The organism is Paraburkholderia sp. JHI2823 (assembly GCF_038900695.1).
Classification (GTDB): domain Bacteria; phylum Pseudomonadota; class Gammaproteobacteria; order Burkholderiales; family Burkholderiaceae; genus Paraburkholderia; species Paraburkholderia mimosarum.
The window spans coordinates 1-17,419 of sequence record NZ_JAYMRY010000043.1; the positions used below are offsets into that span (position 1 = coordinate 1).

The window sequence follows — 17,419 nt, forward strand, 5'->3', positions numbered from 1 at the left end:
CTTGGAAAACGCGAGACTCTCCCTTCGGCGTCGTTTGTGCAAGATGCCTGAGGGAGATCCCCTCCGCCACATCACGCAAGCCGCTCAAAACGCCCCGAATTCCCATCGACTTGCGTGCTCATGCTCAGCGGCGGCTTTTTCAAGATTCGGAGTCGTCTGATATGGGCGGCCGGAGCGAGTGGATATCGTTTGTCAGCACGGTTTCTGACAAAGGACTCTCCATGACTCCGCACCGCGATATCACCGACGAAGAATGGCAGCGCGTGATGCTGCTCCTGCCCGAACTGCGCCCCCGTTCCGAACTACGCGGCCGGCCGCTCACCAATACGCGGTCGGTGCTCAATGGCGTGCTGTGGGTCATGTATAGCGGCGCAAACTGGTCGGCCATGCCGCGCCGCTACCCCTCGTATCAAACCTGCCACCGGCGCTTCAAGACCTGGCACGACGAAGGCGTGCTCGAGCGCGTGATGGCCGAGCTGTTCGGCGAGAAAGGGGTGAGGTTGTGCGACACCATCGAAACGCGCATGCGCAGGCACGCGAGCCGCGCCGACAAGGCTGCGCGCAGGCAGGAAGCCACGCGCAACACGCCGCGCAATTCTCCGTTCGTACCGGCGGCACCTGCAGCACCTGCAGCCGCACCGTCGCACTCGTTCAACTATCGCTCTGCGTATCGCCACACGGCGTAACGCAAGTGGTGCACGGCGCAAACGCGCCCGGAGGGACGCGTGGTCTTCCCGCGTAGGCGTTCGCGTGCTTGTCTGCGTGGTCCTCTGCGTCCTTGTCCACTAGTTCATTCGCATACCTCCGAAGCCCCGGCCGAAGCGGCTCACATGCCCGCTCCGGCCGGTTCGTCTCCCTCGTGGCACAGCGCAGCCTGCGCACGGGGTGCGTAGGCTCTATCTCACTGCTGGCGTACCCAGGTTTGCGAACGGCCCAGTAGTGCAATGCCCAGATAGCCGCGCACGACGAGCTTCTGGCCGCCGTCTTCGGTGTGCATCTTGCAACGGTACACCTTGCCGTTTTCCGGATCGAGGATGTGGCCGCCATCCCAGCCGTCGTTGGTTTTCTTCATGCTGTCGATGATCGTCATGCCGAGGATCGGCTGATCCTTGCGCGAATCGGTGCAAGCCGTGCAGCGCCGGTCGGGTTGATCCTTGCCGCTGAGCCCCTTGATGACCTTGCCGCTCAGGTCACCGTTCGCGTCCGCGCTGATCTGCACGAGCGCCTTCGGCTGGCCAGTCTGGTCGTCGATGGTTTGCCATACGCCAACGGGCGTATCGGTCTGCGCATGCGCGGCGAGGGCCCCGCACAGCAGGACGCCCGCGAGCGCGACAGGGCGTGCGACGCGCCTCATGAATCGGTTCATGTCTTCCTCCACTGATGTTGTTTGTGACGCCGATGCTATCCGCGCGGCGCTGGGCCCCGCACGGTCAGGCGAGGATACTGGAAAGCCCCCTGCGCGTTTGAGAGAAGGCACTCTAGTTTCACCGCGCAGGGTGCGAACATCGACACCTGTACCGCGAATGCGGAATCCGGATGCAATAGGGAGCGAGACGGTTGAAAGTCAGCGTCCTGGCTCGCTTTGGCGGGTCGCACGCCCGCGCATGGGATCATGGCCGCCCACAAAGGCCATATCGCCGAGGGCGGCCGCACCCGTGCGCACTGGATCAAAACGGCTGGCGATGCAAGGGCACCGGGCAAATCCTGGGAATTTTTCACGACGTTTTGTGGGAAAACATACGTAATCGGCAAATTTTTTGTGAGTGGCCCGGAAAACGTGAAAGTGAGTAATAATTGTGCCGATTTGTAAAAATTAGAACTGTTCAGCAGGTACTACATGGACTACAAGTGGAGAGTTCGTCGCACCGCCCTGGCGGTGCTGGTTTTGATCGGGGGAATCGGTACGGGCTGCGCACAGACGCCGCCCGACAATTCGGCAGCAGCGGCGCCCGCGGCACAAACCACCGCCGTAACCGCTGTGCAGAACGACCAGGCGGTGACGCCCGCACAGGCGCTTGCGGCGAGCCAGTCGGCTGCGCTCACGCCTGAAGAGGCGACCCAGAACGCAGCGGGCAACGTGGCCGAGTTGCAGCAAATGCTGCGCGGCACCGAGCTCAGCGAACTGCGCACGACCTATAACGGGTCATACGGCGCGAGCCTGCTGTTCTACGGCAAGGAAATGACGTACTACGTCTCGCTGTTCCAGAACAAGACGTTCTGGCGCGTGATCAAGACGAGCGACGAGACGCGCGCCGAAGCGATTTATCGTGACTTCGCGCAAAAATCGGCGCAGCTCGCGGAAGTGGAAATCCGCCGTACGCGCCTCGAGGCCCAGAAAGCGTTCACGAACCGCATGATCGCGCTCACGCAAGAGCACGCAAACCGGCTACAGGCAGATCTGGCCATCGCACGCGAGCAGCAGGCGCTCGTCGCTGACCAGCAGAAGCAGGGCCGCGATCAGGCGAACGCGTTGCAGGCGCAGAAGACGGCGGCACAGGCGCAACTGCGCACGGTGCAGCGCCAGGTGCGCGAGCTGCAACAGCAGGTGGAAGGCGGCCTGCCGATCCGCTGATCGGACGTTGCCGGCGCGCGTGGCATGTCTGTGGCAAAAAAGGCGGAGCGTCCTGGACTCTCCGCTTTTTTCATGGCGTAAAGCTGCAAGGGCGGGAACGCGGACGGCGCGCGTTCAGTGCTTGACGGATCGATGTGCGCCCCGGTGCTTGTGGCTTTCGCCTGCGGGATGGGTCTTTCTGGATCGCGGGGCGGCAGGCGATGGATCGACGGCAATAGGATCGCTCGCCGGAAAAGTTTCCTTGAGCGCTTCGTCGAGTAGATCGTCCTGCGAGGATGGCGGCGTTTGCGGCCTGGATGCGCTCATGGGGGGCTCCTTGGCGATTGCGTCATTCAGCATAACGCAAACGGAAGACCACGCCCGCGACGCAGTCTTGGGCGCAGCGCAAGTCCCCTGTGCGCGTAAGAGAGCCTGCGGATCCGGCGCGCCTTGGCGCGCCCGGTCAGACTGGAGAGCAAGGAGGCCGGTTTGCCGCGTGGCCGGCAGGCAGCGCCCTGCGCGGCGGCTCAGTTGTTGCCGTTGCCTTCGCCGCTGTTGCCGCCGTTGCCGCCGTTGCCGCCGTTGTTCACGGCACCGTACAGACGGCGGCGGCGCGTGACGACTACCGGGCCGTCCTGCGACGGGCGCTCGGTGCCGGAAGGCGCGCCGGAGGAAGGCGCAGACCAGTTTTCGCGAGGCTCGCGGGACTCGCGCGGTTCTCTCGGCTCGCGCTGGCCATGACCGCCGTGGCTACCGTGCGGGCCGCGGCTCGTGTGTTCGCCATGCGAACTGCGGGCGCCGCCCGGGCGCGGTCCCGGGCGGGTGCCCGTGTCGAGCTGGATGGTCGAGATGGCACGCTTGTAGATGCCTTGCAAGCCAACGGGCGTGCGCAGCATCACCAGGTACTGATCGAACGACTCGATGCACCCGGTCAGGCGAATGCCGTTGACCAGGTAAATTTCGACGCGCTTTCTTTCCTTACGCGCGGCGTTCATGAAGTCGTTTTGCGGGTGCGATTCTGCGGAAGGCATGGACTAGGTTTGGCCAGGCGGCGCAATGCCGCAATCAGTTGGAACGTTTGCTCGCCGCGATTCTACCTTGTGTCGGCGAAGCGCGCGCGCGGGGAAGTAAGGTTACTGCAGAACTATACCGGCTCGCGGCCGCGGCCGCAGGTCGACGAAAATGCATCGCCGCGCCCCTCGTCGTCGGGCACCGAAAGCGGGCAGGTCCGGAAGACGGGTTTCGACGCGTGGCAACAGCGGCTTTCAGGGCGACGCGCGCGGGCAATCCATCCACTGACCCTCAAATGCGGCCTGGCGCCGCGCACCGCTCACCCAAACAGCGTAGACCATGACGGCGCGCCATGCTCGTCGGATTCGAGCCCGGCGGAAGCCAGGTCAAATGTCCTTGGGTCGCGATGGCGATGATCTCAGATGATTCTCGGGGCGCACGCGGGCTTCGTTCCGTGCGGCGGCGCACGCCGGCGCTCGGTATTGGCACCCTGTTCGGCACTTCCCCCGCGTCGGTTTTCTACCGCTCCCGCGCCGGGTCGTTGCCGCGATTCTCGCGAAACGAGCGAATTCGCCGCTCGGGCGGAATAAGCGCAACCGCCGTAACGTTTAATCCTGTATCGACAGTGCAGGGCGCGCTCATGCGGTGCGTGCAGCGTTTCGCAGGTTCTCGCTGGCGAAACCGTTCGAGCACCCAGGTGCGATCTCAGCGGAGGTGACCATGAAGCCGTTTCGCGTATTGCTTGCATATCTCGTCTGTGCGGCGTTGGCCGGTCTTGCGGGCGTCGCTCTTGGCGGGTGCAGCGACATGAATCAGGGCGGCGCGTCGTCGACCAGTTCGGGCGGCTCGTCGGGCGGCGGCGGCGGCTACTGAACGGCGTGCGGCGTGTTGCGCCATCCATCGTCGGAGTTCGAAGCGCAGGTCGTGGCGCAGCTCGGGCCCATGCGCCGCTATGCGCGTGCGCTGACGGGCGACGCTGCCTGGGCTGACGACCTCGTTCAGGACGCGGCCGAGCGCGCGCTCTCGCGCTGGACCTCGTTTCGTCCGCAAAGCAATCTGCGGGCGTGGCTCCTCACGATCCTGCGCCACCTTTACATCGATCAGCTACGCGGGCGGCGCGAGATCGCCGTCGACGACGAAGCCGCGCCATGGCGCACGCTCGAAGCGCCGCACGGCGAGGTGGACGGGCTCGTGCTGCGCGATCTTCAGCGCGCGCTGTATGCGTTGCCGGCGGCGCAGCGCGAGGTGCTGCTGCTCGTGTGCGTCGAGGAGCTGAGCTATAGCGAAGCGTCGGCGGTGCTCGGGGTGCCGTGCGGCACGGTGATGTCGCGCCTGTCGCGCGCGCGCGAGCACTTGCGCTCGCTGCTCGAAACGGGGCCGGCGCAGGACGGCGGAAGGCATACAGTGCCGCTCAGGGTGGTGGGGACGATGAGATGAAACACGACGATCTCGGCCAGGAACGGGAAGGCTCGCCGCCCGATGAGGATCTTTCGATGCTCGGCGCGTTCGTCGACGGCGAATTGCCGCCAGGCCGGCGCGACGCGCTGCAGGCGCGTCTCGCCGCCGACCCGCAGGCGGCGGCGCGCGTCGCGGCGTATCGTGCACAGAAGGCCGCGCTGCAGGCGTTGTGCGAAAGCGCGCAAGTGGCCGGCGAGCGTGCAGCGCCCGACAATGCCGCGGCGGCGCTCGACGCCGCACCCGCCGTGCTGGTCCTGCGTCCGCGTGAGCCGTGGTGGTGGCGCGCGGGCATGGCGGCGGCGTGGGTCGCCGTGGGTGCGGGGTTCGCCGTGGCGGTCTCGGCGCTCGTGCCGCGGCTTGCACCCGCCCATGCGCCGGAATTCGTCGCGGACGCCACGCCGCCGGCCACGCGCATCGAAACGCCGGAAGCGTTCGCGCGCCGCGCCGATGTCGCCTACGCGGTGTATTCGCCGGAGCAGCGACATCCCGTGGAAGTGGGCGCGGCCGACGAGGCACATCTCGTTGCGTGGCTCTCGAAGCGGCTTGGCAAGCCGCTCTCGGTGCCGTCGCTCGCCGAGTACGGCTATGCGCTGGTGGGCGGCCGCCTTCTGCCGGGCAACACAGGGCCGGCTGCGCAATTCATGTACGAGAACGACGCGGGCGAGCGGCTCACGCTCTACGTGGGTAGCTCGGGCGCGGACCGCGACGCAGTGCGCCTCTTGCGCGACGGCAACCGCCGCACGTTCTACTGGAGCAACGACCGGACGGGCTACGCGCTCTCGGGGCCTCAGACCGAGCCGAAGCTGCGTGAAATCGCCTTCGATGTGTGCGGCGCGCTGGGTGGCAAACCCGGGCAGTGGTGAGCGCGAAGCGCGGGCGGTCCGGAACCGGTCGTCGGGCGGGTAGCGGAGTGAATGGATGAGCGACGCAGTGCCTCCTGTCGTGCGCACCTTGCCGCCTGGCATCGATGAGGCGCGTTTTGCGCGTGCGCTCGCGGCATTCGAGGGCATCGTCGGCGCACCGAACGTGTGCCGTGGCGGCGCATCGCTCGAACCGTATTTCGATCCGTTCGTGCCGCTCGCCGATCCGCATGCCTTCGCACCTTCTGCGGCGATCCTCCCCGCCAACGTCGAAGAGATCCGCGCGATTCTGCGCGTCGCAAACGAGACGCGCGTGCCGATCTGGACCGTTTCCACGGGCCGCAACTTCGCCTACGGCGGTGCCGCGCCGCGTCTGGCGGGCTCGATCGTGCTCGATCTCCAGCGCATGAACCGTATCCTCGAAGTGGACGAGCGCCTCGCCTGGGCGCGCGTCGAGCCTGGCGTGAGCTACTTCGACCTGCACGCGCACCTGCGTGAGCAGCGTCTGCGCCTGTGGGTCGATCCGCCCGCGGCGGGCTGGGGCAGCATCGTCGGGAACACGCTGGAGCGCGGCTTCGGCACGACGGCGTACGGCGACCACGCGGCGGCGCAATGCGGCATGGAAGTCGTGCTCGCCAATGGCGACGTCGTGCGCACCGGCATGGGCGCGATCGAGAACGGCACGGCCTGGCAGCTCTACAAGCCCGGCTATGGTCCTTCGTTCGATGCGCTCTTCGCGCAATCGAACTACGGCATCGTGACGAAGATGGGGCTCTGGCTCATGCCGGCGCCGCAGGCGTTCGTGATCGGCGAGATTCACTTCGCGCGCGAGGACGATCTCGCCGTGATCGTCGATACGCTGCGCGCGCTGCAGCTCGACGGCACGATACGCCAGCACGCGGTGATCGAAGGCGCGATCCGGCGCGCCGCGAGTCTCGCGCCGCGCTCGCGCTGGTACGAAGGCGAGGGCGCGATGCCCGAGGCCGCCGTCGCCGCGATGCAGCGCGACCTCGGGGTGGGCCGTTGGAATCTGCACTACGCGCTCTATGGCGCGCCCGAGGTGATCGATGCGCAGCGGCGCATCGTCGAGCGGGCATTCGCCGGCGTGCCCGAGGCACGCTTCGCGGCCCGGCGTTACGCCGAAGGCGAAGAACCCCAGGGCGGCGCCGACCGCAATCTCGCGGGTATTCCCGCGATGACCGCGTTTCGCATGCTCGACTGGCGCGGCGGCAACGGCGCGCACGTGGACTTCTCGCCGCTTTGTCCCGCCGACGGCCGCGACGCGCTGCGCCAGTACGCACTCGTGAAGGCGCGGGCGGCCGAATACGGCTTCGACTACTACGGCGGGTTCACTGCGGCGGGGCGCCATCTGCATCACGTGTTCGCGGCGATCTTCGCGCGCGAGCGCCGCGCCGACGCCGAACGTGCGGGCGACCTCCTGCGAGCGCTGATGAGCGATGCGGGCGCGGCTGGCTATGGCGTGTACCGCTCGCATCTGATCTACATGGACTACGCCGCGGCGCAGTATGGCTACAACGACGGCGCGCTCCTGCGCCTCGCGCAGACAGTGAAGGATGCGCTCGATCCGCAAGGCGTGCTCGCGCCCGGCAAGCAGGGCATCTGGCCTTCGGCGTGGCGTGCCGAGCGCGGCTATACGTAGTGAAAGCGCGTAGTGAAAGCGCGCGCGGGCCGCATGACTTGTCGCATGGCGACAGGAGAGCACAAGGAGGACGCGATGGACCGGCGGACTTTTCTGCGCGATGCAGGTGCCGTTGCGCTCGGCTCGGCCTGTCAGGCGCAGTCGCTCGGGTTGGCGTTCGCCGGGCGTGTGCCTCATGCGAGCGCGCCATGGAGCGCGGTGACTGGCGCCGTGTTCGATCCGTCATTGGCGCACGGCCTCGAACTCGCCCGCGAGGCGGCGCGCGCAGGATGCGTTGTCTGGGCCACCGGCGATCTTGCAGCCGATCTGGCCATTGGCGACATCGGCGAGCTTTGGCACGCCCGGATGGTGCGACACATCGAGCGGGGCGCAACGCTGATCGGCGCGTTGCGACCTTCGGACCGCTTCGTGCTCGCGCGTCTCGCAATGACTCGCGGCGTGACGCTGCTCGACTTCGTCGCCTTGCCGTCCCGCGCCGGCTAAAAGCGATAGTCGGGATTGCGCGCGTCGAACGTCAAGGCGTCGAAGGTTTGGGGTTCGATGCGTTCGATCACGATGTCTTCGACGAGCCGCCCTTCGCCGTCGTACGACTGCACCGTGCGGAACCACGGGTGCCGCAAATCGAGGCCCAGCGTCTCGCGGCTTGCCGGCAAGCCTTGCGCGCCGGGCGGCGCCTGCCAGGTGAACGTGACGACGCGCACACCGTCGCGCGTCTCGACTGCAATGCGCGAAGGTCGTCCCGCGCCCGCAGCGGACAGCCGCGCATAATTGTCGAGGAAGTGCTGGGCGATGGGCTCGGTGCCGAGCTCGGTGAGCCGATGGTGCGACTGCGAGCGCGCGAATGCGCCGTCGAGCTGCGTCCACATCGACACGGCGCCGAGGAGGCCGCCCGCGTGGCCGTACATTTCGTCTGAGCGATGCGCGGCATCGTAAAGCACTTCCTGGCCCGCGTGCGCGCCGTCGGGCAGCCAGCGCGCGTAAAGCCGCAGCGGATCGTGCGCGACGCGCACGAGCAGATGATCGGCCGTCGCAGGCCAGCGACCGTCGATGCGCTCGCGATGGCGCATCACGAACTGGCACGATGCGTAGCCATTGGGCCCCGCCGCGATATAGCGCGCGAGCGTGCCCGGATTCAGGGCGGTGAAGAGTGCGACGAGCTGTGCATCGTCGAGCCGCGCCAGCGTGCCGTCACGGGCGGCGCGCTGGAGCCAGCGCACCTGCGCGTTGGGCGCGAGTGAGCCTGCGCGGGATGGCGGTGCCTCGACCCCTGCTTCGTTCGCGCCTGCTACGGTCAGGGTCAGGAGTCCGAACAGTGTGACGAGGCAGACGACCAGGCGCACAACGAAGCAGTCAACTGAGCGGTGGACACCGCGATCCACGATGCCCGCGCGCGTTTGCATACGCGGCGAGAAACGTAATCGAGTGAGAAAACGCATTAGGCAGAACGTCATCGACGGGCTCTCCACGATGCGCCGACATCGCATCAACGTTTTACGTCTGCGATTGCTTCCCGGCCTTGGCGATTTCTTCGTCGCGCAACTGGCGGCGCAGGATCTTGCCGATGGTCGATTGCGGCAGCGCCTCGCGAAACTCCACGACACGCGGCACCTTGTAGCCCGTGAGCTGCTGGCGGCAGAACTGGATCACCGCCGCTTCGGTGAGGCCGGGGTCGCGCTTCACGACGAACACTTTCACGCGCTCTCCCTGCACCGGATCGGGCACGCCGATCGCCGCGACCTCGCGCACGCCCGGGTGCATCGCCAAGACGTCTTCGATCTCGTTGGGATACACGTTGAATCCGGACACGAGGATCATGTCCTTCTTGCGATCGACGAGGCGGATATAGCCGCGTGCGTCCATCACGCCGATGTCGCCCGTCATGAGCCAGCCGTCTGCGAACACCTTTGCCGTTTCGTCCGGGCGATTCCAGTAGCCTTTCATCACCTGCGGCCCCTTCACGCAGAGTTCACCCGCTTCGCCGATATTGGCCCACGTGCCATCGTCCTTGCGAAAGCGCACCTGCGTGGACGGCGCGGGCAGCCCGATCGAGCCTTCGGGATGCGCCGCGCCTGCATCCCTGTGCTCGACGTCCACGGGATTCATCGAGACGATCGGCGAGCATTCCGTGAGTCCGTAGCCCTCCACGACCGGCTTGCCGGTCACTGCCCTGAAACGGTCGGCGACGGCTTTCTGCATGGCCATGCCGCCTGCCATTGCGAGCTTCAGTCCGGAGAAGTCGCGCTGGCGGAATTCCTCGTTGTCGAGCAGCGCGCTGTAGAGCGTGTTGACGGCGCTGATGCAGCTGAACGTCTCGTGACGAAGAATCGACATGACGCGCTTCATGTCGCGCGGATTGGCGATGAGGATGTTGCGCCCGCCGAGCGCCATGAAGATCAGTGCGTTGATGGTGAGCGAATAGATGTGATAGAGCGGCAGCGGCGTGAGCACGGTCTCGGCCTTCGCGTCGAGCTGATTGCCGATCCAGGCCTTGGCTTGCTGCACGTTCGCGAGCACGGTGCCGTGCGTGAGCATCGCGCCTTTCGCGACACCCGTGGTGCCGCCGGTGTACTGGAGAAACGCGAGATCATCGGCGCTGGTCGCGATGGGCGCGCGCGGCGCGCGTGCACCTTGCGCGAGCGCGTCGAGAAGACTCACCGCCTGAGGGAGGCGGTAAGGCGGCACCATCTTCTTCACGTGGCGCAACATGAAGTTGATGAAGCGGCCCTTGAGGTTGAGACCTTCGCCCAGCAGATCGCCGAGCGCCGTCACGACCACGCGTTGCACCTGCGTGCCGGGCAGTGCCGCCTCGAGCGTGGCCGCGAAATTCTCGAACACGACGATGGTTTGCGCGCCGCTGTCCTGCAACTGATGCGCGAGCTCGCGCACGGTATAGAGCGGATTGACGTTGACGACCACGGCACCGGCCTTGAGCGTGCCGAAGAGGGCGACCGGATACTGGAGGGTGTTCGGCAGCATGATCGCGACGCGCTCGCCCGGCCGCACGCCCGCGCCTTGCAGCCAGGACGCAAACGCCGTGGCCTTGCGCGAGAGCGCGGCGTAGGTCATGGGTGAGCCGGCGCTTACGTACGCGACGCGCTCGCCAAAGCGCGCCGTGCAGTCGTCGAAGAAGTGACTGAGCGAGGCGTACTGGCTCGCAGCGATCTCTTGCGGCACGCCGGGCGGGTACGAGGCGTACCAGATGCCATCGGTGTCGGGTGGCGACGCTAATGGGACGGTTGCTGCCGGCTGGGTTGCCTCGGGCGAGGCAACCCCATGGACGGCGGCGACTGCGGCGCTTGCCGGATCGTGCGGGGGCGTTTCGCTCATGCTGGATCTCCGGACGACGATGCGTGACCGCTTTCATGATGCAACGCGGGGCCCCGGGTGGCGAGGGGGTCTTACCCGGTGCGCGTACGCCTTGCCTGGCAAGAATAAACATAGCAAAAAGGCCGCGCGGGCGAACCCGGCACGGCCTTTCGTGGGTTGCTGCGGCGCGGCGCGGTGGCGTCGCCGCATGCCTCGCTCAGACGTTGGACACTTCTCTCGCGGTCTGCGTCATGTCGATGCCGCGCCGCTCGCGGCTGAACGGGATCAGCACCGCGATCACGACTGCCACCGTGCCGGCGACGATCGCCATGGCCATCGAGTAGTTCTGGTTGTGCGTCTCGGCGAGCGATGCCTGCAGCGTGGCGTTCACCGAAGCGAACAGGTTGCCGAGCTGGTAGACGAGGCCCGGGAAGGTGGCACGCACTGCGTCGGGCGAGATTTCGTTGAGATGCACGGGGATCACGCCCCATGCGCCTTGCACCGAAATCTGCATGAGGAAGGCACCGAGCGCGAGCAGCACCGGCCCTTGCGAAAATGCCCACAGCGGCAGCACGGGCAGCGCGATCAGCGCGGCAATGAAGATCGCCTTGCGGCGGCCGATCCTCTCCGAAAGCTGGCCGAAGGAGAGACCGCCCACGATCGCGCCGATATTGAGCACGATGGTGATGATCGAGACGGTGTGCGGATCGAAGTGATGCTGTTCGCGCAGGAAGGTCGGATAGAGATCCTGCGTGCCGTGAGAGAAGAAGTTGAACGCCGTCATCAGCACGATGGCGTACAGGGAAAGTTTCCAGTTGTGCTTGAGCGTGCTGAGCAGGCTCGGACGCGGGCGCTTTTCCATCTCCTTGAACGCGGGCGACTCGGGCACGTTTGCGCGCACGTAGAGCACGAGCAGCGCGGGCAGCACGCCGACGAAGAACATGCCGCGCCACCCGATGTACGGATACAGCACGCCGAACACGACCGAGGCGAGCAGGAAGCCGCTCGGGTAGCCCGCTTGCAGCAGGCCGGAAACGATACCGCGCGCCTTGGGCGGAATGGTTTCCATGGTGAGCGCGGAACCGACGCCCCATTCGCCGCCCATCGCGACGCCGAACAGCGCACGCAGGACGATGAAGGTCGTGAGGTTGGGCGAGAAGCCGGTGAGCAGCTCGAACAGCGAATAGCACGCGATGTTGATCATCAGCGTAGGGCGGCGGCCGTATTTGTCGGCCATCCGGCCGAAGATCAGCGCGCCGATCGGACGCATGGCCAGCGTGAGCGTGATGGCGAAAGCCACGGCCGGGATTTTTGTATTGAATTCGTTGGCGATGTCTTTCAGAACGAAAACCATCAGAAAGAAATCGAACGCATCGAGCGTCCATCCCAGGTACGCCGCGATCGTGACGTTCTTTTGTTCCCGCGTCCAGTTCATGTTGATTTTTCTCCTGTGAACCTGGGCAATGCCTGGTCTCCTGCGCCGCGTCCAGGCATCCTTTGTGTGCCTGAAATCGGCACTCCGCATTGGGTCGCTTTCCAGTGTACGCCCGGGATTAAACATTCGCATGCATCCGCACTGCAACCGGTAGTAATCCCTGGTGAACTCGCGATCGGCGAAAGCTTTTTGTTTTTATCGTAATTAAAATGTAAACAAATATCCGGTATTTAAAAGAAGGACTACCAGGTGATGAATAAAAACGACCGCGCCGTCAGATGGCTTCGCCGGTATCCGCGGCGCGCGGGGAGTCGGCGCCCCAACGAAAAACGGCGGCGCAGCGCTCGAGGCGCCGCGCCGCCGTCCAGCCGGTCGTCAGATCCGGCAATGCAACCCGCTATTAGAAGATGTTGCGCAGGCCGACAGCAACGCCGGTCTGGTTGTTGCGGCCCGGGAAGTCGGCCGTTGTCGAGCCGGTGCCGCGCATGAAGTCGACCGTGCCGTACACTTCGGTGCGCTTGGACAGCGAGTACTCGGCCAGCAGCACGGCCGAGTAGCGCACGCCGGTGCTGAGCGTGACGCCGTCTGCGTTCAGGCCGTTTTTGGCGTGGTCGTAATAGTACGCTGCCGTCAGTTGCAGCGGCGAAGTGACCTGCCACGTCGCGCCGGCATAGAGGCCGTTGTCGATGCGGTTGGTCTTCGTCACGGGCGTCACGAAATTGATCGCAGCGGGCGAGTTCGCGGCTGCCATGTACTGGTCCACCACGCCCGTGTTGTCCTGGCCCCACAGCCAGCCGCCGTACAGATGGACCGGACCGATAGCGTAGACCGCGCCGAGGTTGGCCACGCGGTACTTGTTGTTGTGCGCGTCGCTGTTCTGCTGGTAGCCGGCGAGCAGCGAGACCGGACCGGCCGCGTAGGTGGCCGTGAAGCCGTACATGTTGCTCGCGCCGAGGCTGCCCGGCACGCCGCCGAAGCTGTACATGCCTTCGATCTGGAGGCCCCCGAACTTGCCGTCGTACTTGACCGAGTTGTTCTGACGCAGACCATAGCCGAGTGCGCCCGGCAGCCAGCCGTCCTGGTCGAAGTTGCCGACGGTCAGCGGGTCGAACGTGTTACCCAGCTGGTCGAACAGCGGCGTGTTCTGACGGCCCATGGTGACCGTGCCGTACTTGTCGCTCGATACGCCGACGTACGCCATCCGATTGAACAGCGTGTTCGAGCTGGCCAGTTGGCCGTTCCAGAGATTGAACCCGTTCTCGAGACGGAACACGGCCTTCAGGCCGCCGCCCAGGTCCTCGCTGCCCTTCATGCCCCATCGGCTACCGGTGATCGGGCCGACGCCCATCTGGACCTGGCTATCGTTGTTGGCGTTGGCGTTCGTGAGGTAGCGGATGCTGGTATCGACGATGCCGTAGAGCGTGACCGAGCTTTGTGCGAAGCTGGACTGGCAAGCCAGTGCGAGCGCGATGCCGCCAACGGCCGTTGCGATCTGGGTATGTCTCACTTGTGTAATCCTTTTTGTAAGTTTGTCGGACCGCCGGGGTGCCGGGGCCGGTATTTTTCATCTGCCGCGCCAATGGGTGATGGCCGCGGGGGCCGATGATAGTCGCTCCCCGGATTGATGAAAACGCACGCTGTCGCGCGTTTGCAACGATTGAGCGCGCAGTGGACCGTGCGCGAGCGCGGCGCGCCGGGCGAGCCGCCCGCGCGATGAAGGTGCCAAACGCCCCAATGCTTTTTTGAACGATCGTGCTTTTCCCTGGTTGCACGACCCGTGAGTCTCGCTAACATCGTCCCAGGCTCATACGGTCGCGCAGCCCGGAACTGCGGCAGTTGTAGACATCAAGGAGACGAAGGCATGCGGGTCAGGGAAATGTTCGAACTGGGCGGGCAGGTGGCGCTCGTCACGGGCGGTTCGCGCGGGCTGGGTCTGCAGATGGCGCAGGCGCTCGGCGAGATGGGCTGTCACGTCGTCATCGCGGCGCGCAAGGCCGATGAGCTCGCGCAGGCGGCAAGCACGCTGGAGCAGTCTGGCATCAAGGCGACGACGCTCGTGAGCGACCTGCAGCGACCCGAGGCCGTGGCGCCGCTCGTGGACGAGGCGCTTGCGGCCTGCGGCCGGATCGACATCCTCGTCAACAACGCGGGCGCCACGTGGGGCGCGCCCGCAGAAGACTATCCCGACGAGGCGTGGCACAAGGTCATGAACCTCAATGTGAATGCCCCGTTCTTTCTCGCGCGTGAAGTGGGCAAGCGCAGCATGATCCCGCGCCAGCGCGGCAAGATCATCAACGTGGCGTCCATCGCCGGCCTGAAGGGCTCGCTCGGTGCCATGCAGGCGATCGCGTATAACACGTCGAAGGCCGCGGCCATCAATTTCACGCGCGCGCTGGCCGCCGAGTGGGGCAAGTACAACATCAATGTGAATGCGATCTGCCCTGGCTTCTTTCCCTCGAAGATGTCGGCCGGGCTGCTCGACAAGCTCGGGCAGAGCGTGATCGACCATACGCCGCTTCACCGGCTCGGCGACGAAGACGACCTCAAGGGTGCCGTCGTGTTTCTCGCGAGTCAGGCGGCGCGCCATGTGACGGGCCAGTATCTGGCTGTCGATGGCGGCTCGAGCATCGTCTGATTGCGTCGCCGCGGACGACTGTCCGCCCATGCGACAGGCGCGTAGCTCAGATCGCCCGCCTGAGCGCACGGTATACAAGCCAGCCAGCTGCAGCAACTGCAAAGGACTACAGACGGCTGGCTGCCGCGTTCAACATGAGAACCGCTCGACGGAGCTTGCCATGTCCACTTCTGCCCCGGCGCTTTGCGCAACTTCACCGGTCGCGTCATTGCCTTCACCGCATTGGCCTGCGCATCTTTCGCCGCATCTGAGCATTCCGCATACGAACCTCTTCTATAACGCGGAGGTTTCGGCGGCGCGCTATCCCGACAAGCCGTTCATCATCTTCTACGACACACCCGTCACGTTCGCGCAGTTCAAGGACGAGGCCGAGCGCGTGGCCGGCTATCTGCAGGAGGAATGCGGCGTGAAGGCCGGCGACCGAGTGCTGCTGTATATGCAGAACAGTCCGCAATGGATCATCGCCTATTACGGCATCCTTCGTGCCAATGCGGTGGTTGTTCCTGTCAATCCGATGAATCTCACCGAAGAGCTTGCGCACTACGTGGAAGACAGCGGCGCGACGACGGCTTTCGTCGCGCAGGATCTCTACCCGCGCATCGCGCCGCTCGTGCGGGAAGCCGGGAGCGAGGGCCTGAGGCACCTGCTCGTTGCAACATATAGCGACTATCTCGAGCGCGAGCCGTTTTCGCCGCCGCCCGAATTCGTGAGCGCGCCGCGTTGCGTGGTCGGCCCGGGCGTCGCTCATTGGGCCGACGTGCTCGAAGCGCGCCGTGTGCCCGGCGCGCTGAGCGCCGGTCCCGACGACCTCTGTGTGATGCCGTACACCTCGGGTACGACGGGCAAGCCGAAGGGCTGCATGCACACGCACCGCAGCGTGATGGCGACGGCCGTAGGCGGTTGCAACTGGTTCGCAAGTCATCAGGATGCCGTACAACTCTCGGTGCTGCCGCTCTTTCACGTGACCGGCATGCAGGGCGGCATGAACAGCCCGCTCTACAATGGCTCGACCGTGGTGTTGCTGCCGCGCTGGGACCGCGACGCAGCGGCCCGCGCGATCGAGCATTACCGCATCAATGGCTGGCAGGCCATCTCGACGATGGTCGTAGACTTCATCTCGAACCCGCGCATTCGCGAGTACGACCTGTCGAGCCTCGCCTGGATGCGTGGCGGCGGCGCGACGATGCCCGACGCCGTCGTGAAGAAACTCAAGGACCTGACCGGACTCGACTTCGCGGAAGGCTACGGCATGTCGGAAACCATGGCGGCCACCCATATCAATCCGCCGCAGCGCCCAAAGCCCCAGTGCCTCGGCATTCCGGTATTCGACGTCGATTCGCGCGTCGTGGATCCGATCACGCTGGAGGAGGTGGCGGCAGGGGAATCAGGTGAGTTGATCATGCATGCGCCGCAGGTCATGCAAGGCTACTGGAACCAGCCCGAGGCCACGAGCGAAGCGTTCATCGAGCGCGACGGCAAGCGCTTTTTGCGCACAGGCGACCTCGTGCGGCGCGACGAGGAAGGCTATTACTTCATGACCGACCGGCTCAAACGCATGATCAATGCGTCCGGCTACAAGGTTTGGCCCGCCGAGGTCGAGGCGCTGATGTACCGGCATCCGGCGATCAACGAAGTGTGCATCATCGGTGCACGGGATCCGCGGCGTGGCGAGACGGTGAAGGCCGTGGTCGTACTCGATCCGAAGCAGGCGGGCAGCGTGAGCGAAGAGGACATCATCGCCTGGGCGCACGAGAACATGGCCGCGTACAAGGCGCCGCGCATCGTGCAGTTCGTGGACGCGTTGCCGAAGTCGGGCAGCGGCAAGATTCTCTGGCGCAAACTGCAGGAAGAAGAGGCTGAGGCGCGCAGTAGCGCATGAGCGCATCGCGCTCCCCCCTATCGGGCCCGTCTGGATCGCACCCTGGCGGGTGACCTGGCCAGACGGGCCTTGTCTTTATGACGTTTTTCCGCGCTCGTGTACTTCAGGCACCCGCGAGCGCCGGCAACCCGCCTCCGTGCCAATCCTGCTCCATGGCGGCCGCCACGGCCGGCCATTCTTGCGCTTCGCGCGGCGCGGGTGTTGCCAGCGGCCATTCGCCCGGCGCCTGGGCGTTCTTGCGCGCGAGGATCGCCTCGCACAGGAACTCCATCGTGTAGGCCTTGAGCAAATGCGGATGGTGCGTTTCGATGTAGGCCGCGACACGTGCGGACTCTCCCGCGATCGTGGCGAGCGAGAAGAGGGTGCTCGCGTCCCAGCGAAACCGCAGGCCCAGTTCGGCAAAGGCTGTATTGAACGCGCACAGCTGCGCTTCGAGCTGACGATCGCGATGGCTGGTCGGGTGGTTCATGGCCGTCTCCTCATGTCGGGTTGCATGAACCAAGCGTAGAGGCCGCAATGAATAAGTGATAGTTAAAGTTTTTTTCGAAAACAATAATAAATGATGTATGCATCGCCGTGACCGCGCGAACGCCGGGAGGGTACGCGTAAACCCCCTTAGCCTCG

The 17,419-nt window shown here is 65.4% G+C and carries 18 protein-coding genes; 10 read left to right on the forward strand and 8 right to left on the reverse strand.

The window, feature by feature from the left end:
* The first annotated feature begins 221 nt into the window (after positions 1 to 221).
* The gene (locus tag VSR34_RS31195; protein ID WP_028230745.1) at positions 222 to 686 is read left to right on the forward strand and encodes a transposase; all 465 of its coding nucleotides are present in this window, start codon (positions 222 to 224) and stop codon (positions 684 to 686) included.
* 215 nt (positions 687 to 901) lie between these two features.
* On the opposite strand, the gene VSR34_RS31200 is transcribed toward VSR34_RS31195, so the two are convergent.
* The gene (locus VSR34_RS31200) at positions 902 to 1,366 is read right to left on the reverse strand and encodes a DUF2147 domain-containing protein (protein ID WP_028212176.1); all 465 of its coding nucleotides are present in this window, start codon (positions 1,364 to 1,366) and stop codon (positions 902 to 904) included.
* 246 nt (positions 1,367 to 1,612) lie between these two features.
* Between VSR34_RS31200 and VSR34_RS31205 the strand changes: the two genes are divergently transcribed.
* Entirely contained in the window at positions 1,613 to 1,810 is a 198-nt protein-coding gene (locus tag VSR34_RS31205; RefSeq protein WP_155836860.1) for a hypothetical protein, read from the forward strand.
* 27 nt (positions 1,811 to 1,837) lie between these two features.
* Positions 1,838 to 2,572: a DUF2968 domain-containing protein gene (locus VSR34_RS31210; protein WP_342964430.1), complete on the forward strand. Its 735-nt coding sequence runs from the start codon at positions 1,838 to 1,840 to the stop codon at positions 2,570 to 2,572.
* Between the two features lie 114 nt (positions 2,573 to 2,686).
* Here VSR34_RS31210 and VSR34_RS31215 read toward each other — a convergent pair whose 3' ends face one another.
* Positions 2,687 to 2,878 carry a hypothetical protein gene (locus tag VSR34_RS31215; protein WP_081716014.1) on the reverse strand — a complete coding sequence of 64 codons (192 nt, stop codon included), beginning with the start codon at positions 2,876 to 2,878 and terminating at the stop codon, positions 2,687 to 2,689.
* Positions 2,879 to 3,078: 200 nt separating this feature from the next.
* Positions 3,079 to 3,582, reverse strand: coding sequence for an RNA chaperone Hfq (gene hfq, locus VSR34_RS31220; protein WP_342964431.1), 504 nt, complete (start codon positions 3,580 to 3,582; stop codon positions 3,079 to 3,081).
* A 700-nt stretch (positions 3,583 to 4,282) separates the two neighbouring features.
* On the opposite strand from hfq, the gene VSR34_RS31225 reads away from it, so the two are divergent.
* From VSR34_RS31225 to VSR34_RS31245, 5 genes are all read left to right on the forward strand, one after another.
* Entirely contained in the window at positions 4,283 to 4,435 is a 153-nt protein-coding gene (locus VSR34_RS31225; RefSeq protein WP_154671218.1) for a hypothetical protein, read from the forward strand.
* A gap of 12 nt (positions 4,436 to 4,447) precedes the next feature.
* A complete protein-coding gene (locus VSR34_RS31230) occupies positions 4,448 to 4,999 on the forward strand; it encodes a sigma-70 family RNA polymerase sigma factor (RefSeq protein ID WP_028212179.1) in 552 nt (183 codons plus the stop codon).
* Complete coding sequence (locus VSR34_RS31235; protein ID WP_342964432.1) at positions 4,996 to 5,883, forward strand: anti-sigma factor; 888 nt, start codon at positions 4,996 to 4,998, stop codon at positions 5,881 to 5,883. Before VSR34_RS31230 ends, VSR34_RS31235 begins: the two co-directional genes overlap by 4 nt.
* Before the next feature lie 55 nt (positions 5,884 to 5,938).
* The gene (locus VSR34_RS31240) at positions 5,939 to 7,540 is read left to right on the forward strand and encodes an FAD-binding oxidoreductase (RefSeq protein WP_028212181.1); all 1,602 of its coding nucleotides are present in this window, start codon (positions 5,939 to 5,941) and stop codon (positions 7,538 to 7,540) included.
* A gap of 75 nt (positions 7,541 to 7,615) precedes the next feature.
* Positions 7,616 to 8,023: a hypothetical protein gene (locus tag VSR34_RS31245; protein WP_342964433.1), complete on the forward strand. Its 408-nt coding sequence runs from the start codon at positions 7,616 to 7,618 to the stop codon at positions 8,021 to 8,023.
* Here the strand turns inward: VSR34_RS31245 and VSR34_RS31250 are convergent.
* From VSR34_RS31250 to VSR34_RS31265, 4 genes are all read right to left on the reverse strand, one after another.
* Complete coding sequence (locus VSR34_RS31250) at positions 8,020 to 8,991, reverse strand: DUF1571 domain-containing protein (protein WP_342964434.1); 972 nt, start codon at positions 8,989 to 8,991, stop codon at positions 8,020 to 8,022. The two genes, VSR34_RS31245 and VSR34_RS31250, sit on opposite strands and share 4 nt — an antisense overlap.
* A 40-nt stretch (positions 8,992 to 9,031) precedes the next feature.
* Positions 9,032 to 10,867, reverse strand: coding sequence for an AMP-binding protein (locus tag VSR34_RS31255; RefSeq protein WP_342964435.1), 1,836 nt, complete (start codon positions 10,865 to 10,867; stop codon positions 9,032 to 9,034).
* A 196-nt stretch (positions 10,868 to 11,063) separates the two neighbouring features.
* Entirely contained in the window at positions 11,064 to 12,287 is a 1,224-nt protein-coding gene (locus VSR34_RS31260; protein ID WP_028212184.1) for an MFS transporter, read from the reverse strand.
* Between the two features lie 394 nt (positions 12,288 to 12,681).
* The gene (locus tag VSR34_RS31265) at positions 12,682 to 13,788 is read right to left on the reverse strand and encodes a porin (RefSeq protein ID WP_028230736.1); all 1,107 of its coding nucleotides are present in this window, start codon (positions 13,786 to 13,788) and stop codon (positions 12,682 to 12,684) included.
* Between the two features lie 354 nt (positions 13,789 to 14,142).
* Here VSR34_RS31265 and VSR34_RS31270 point away from each other — a divergent pair, with 354 nt between their 5' ends.
* A complete protein-coding gene (locus VSR34_RS31270; RefSeq protein ID WP_342964436.1) occupies positions 14,143 to 14,916 on the forward strand; it encodes an SDR family oxidoreductase in 774 nt (257 codons plus the stop codon).
* Between the two features lie 160 nt (positions 14,917 to 15,076).
* Entirely contained in the window at positions 15,077 to 16,795 is a 1,719-nt protein-coding gene (locus VSR34_RS31275) for a long-chain fatty acid--CoA ligase (protein ID WP_342964437.1), read from the forward strand.
* A gap of 103 nt (positions 16,796 to 16,898) precedes the next feature.
* Here the strand turns inward: VSR34_RS31275 and VSR34_RS31280 are convergent, their stop codons facing one another.
* Positions 16,899 to 17,264, reverse strand: a complete 366-nt coding sequence (locus VSR34_RS31280; protein WP_036019088.1) for a hypothetical protein — start codon at positions 17,262 to 17,264, stop codon at positions 16,899 to 16,901.
* Positions 17,265 to 17,419 lie beyond the last annotated feature (155 nt).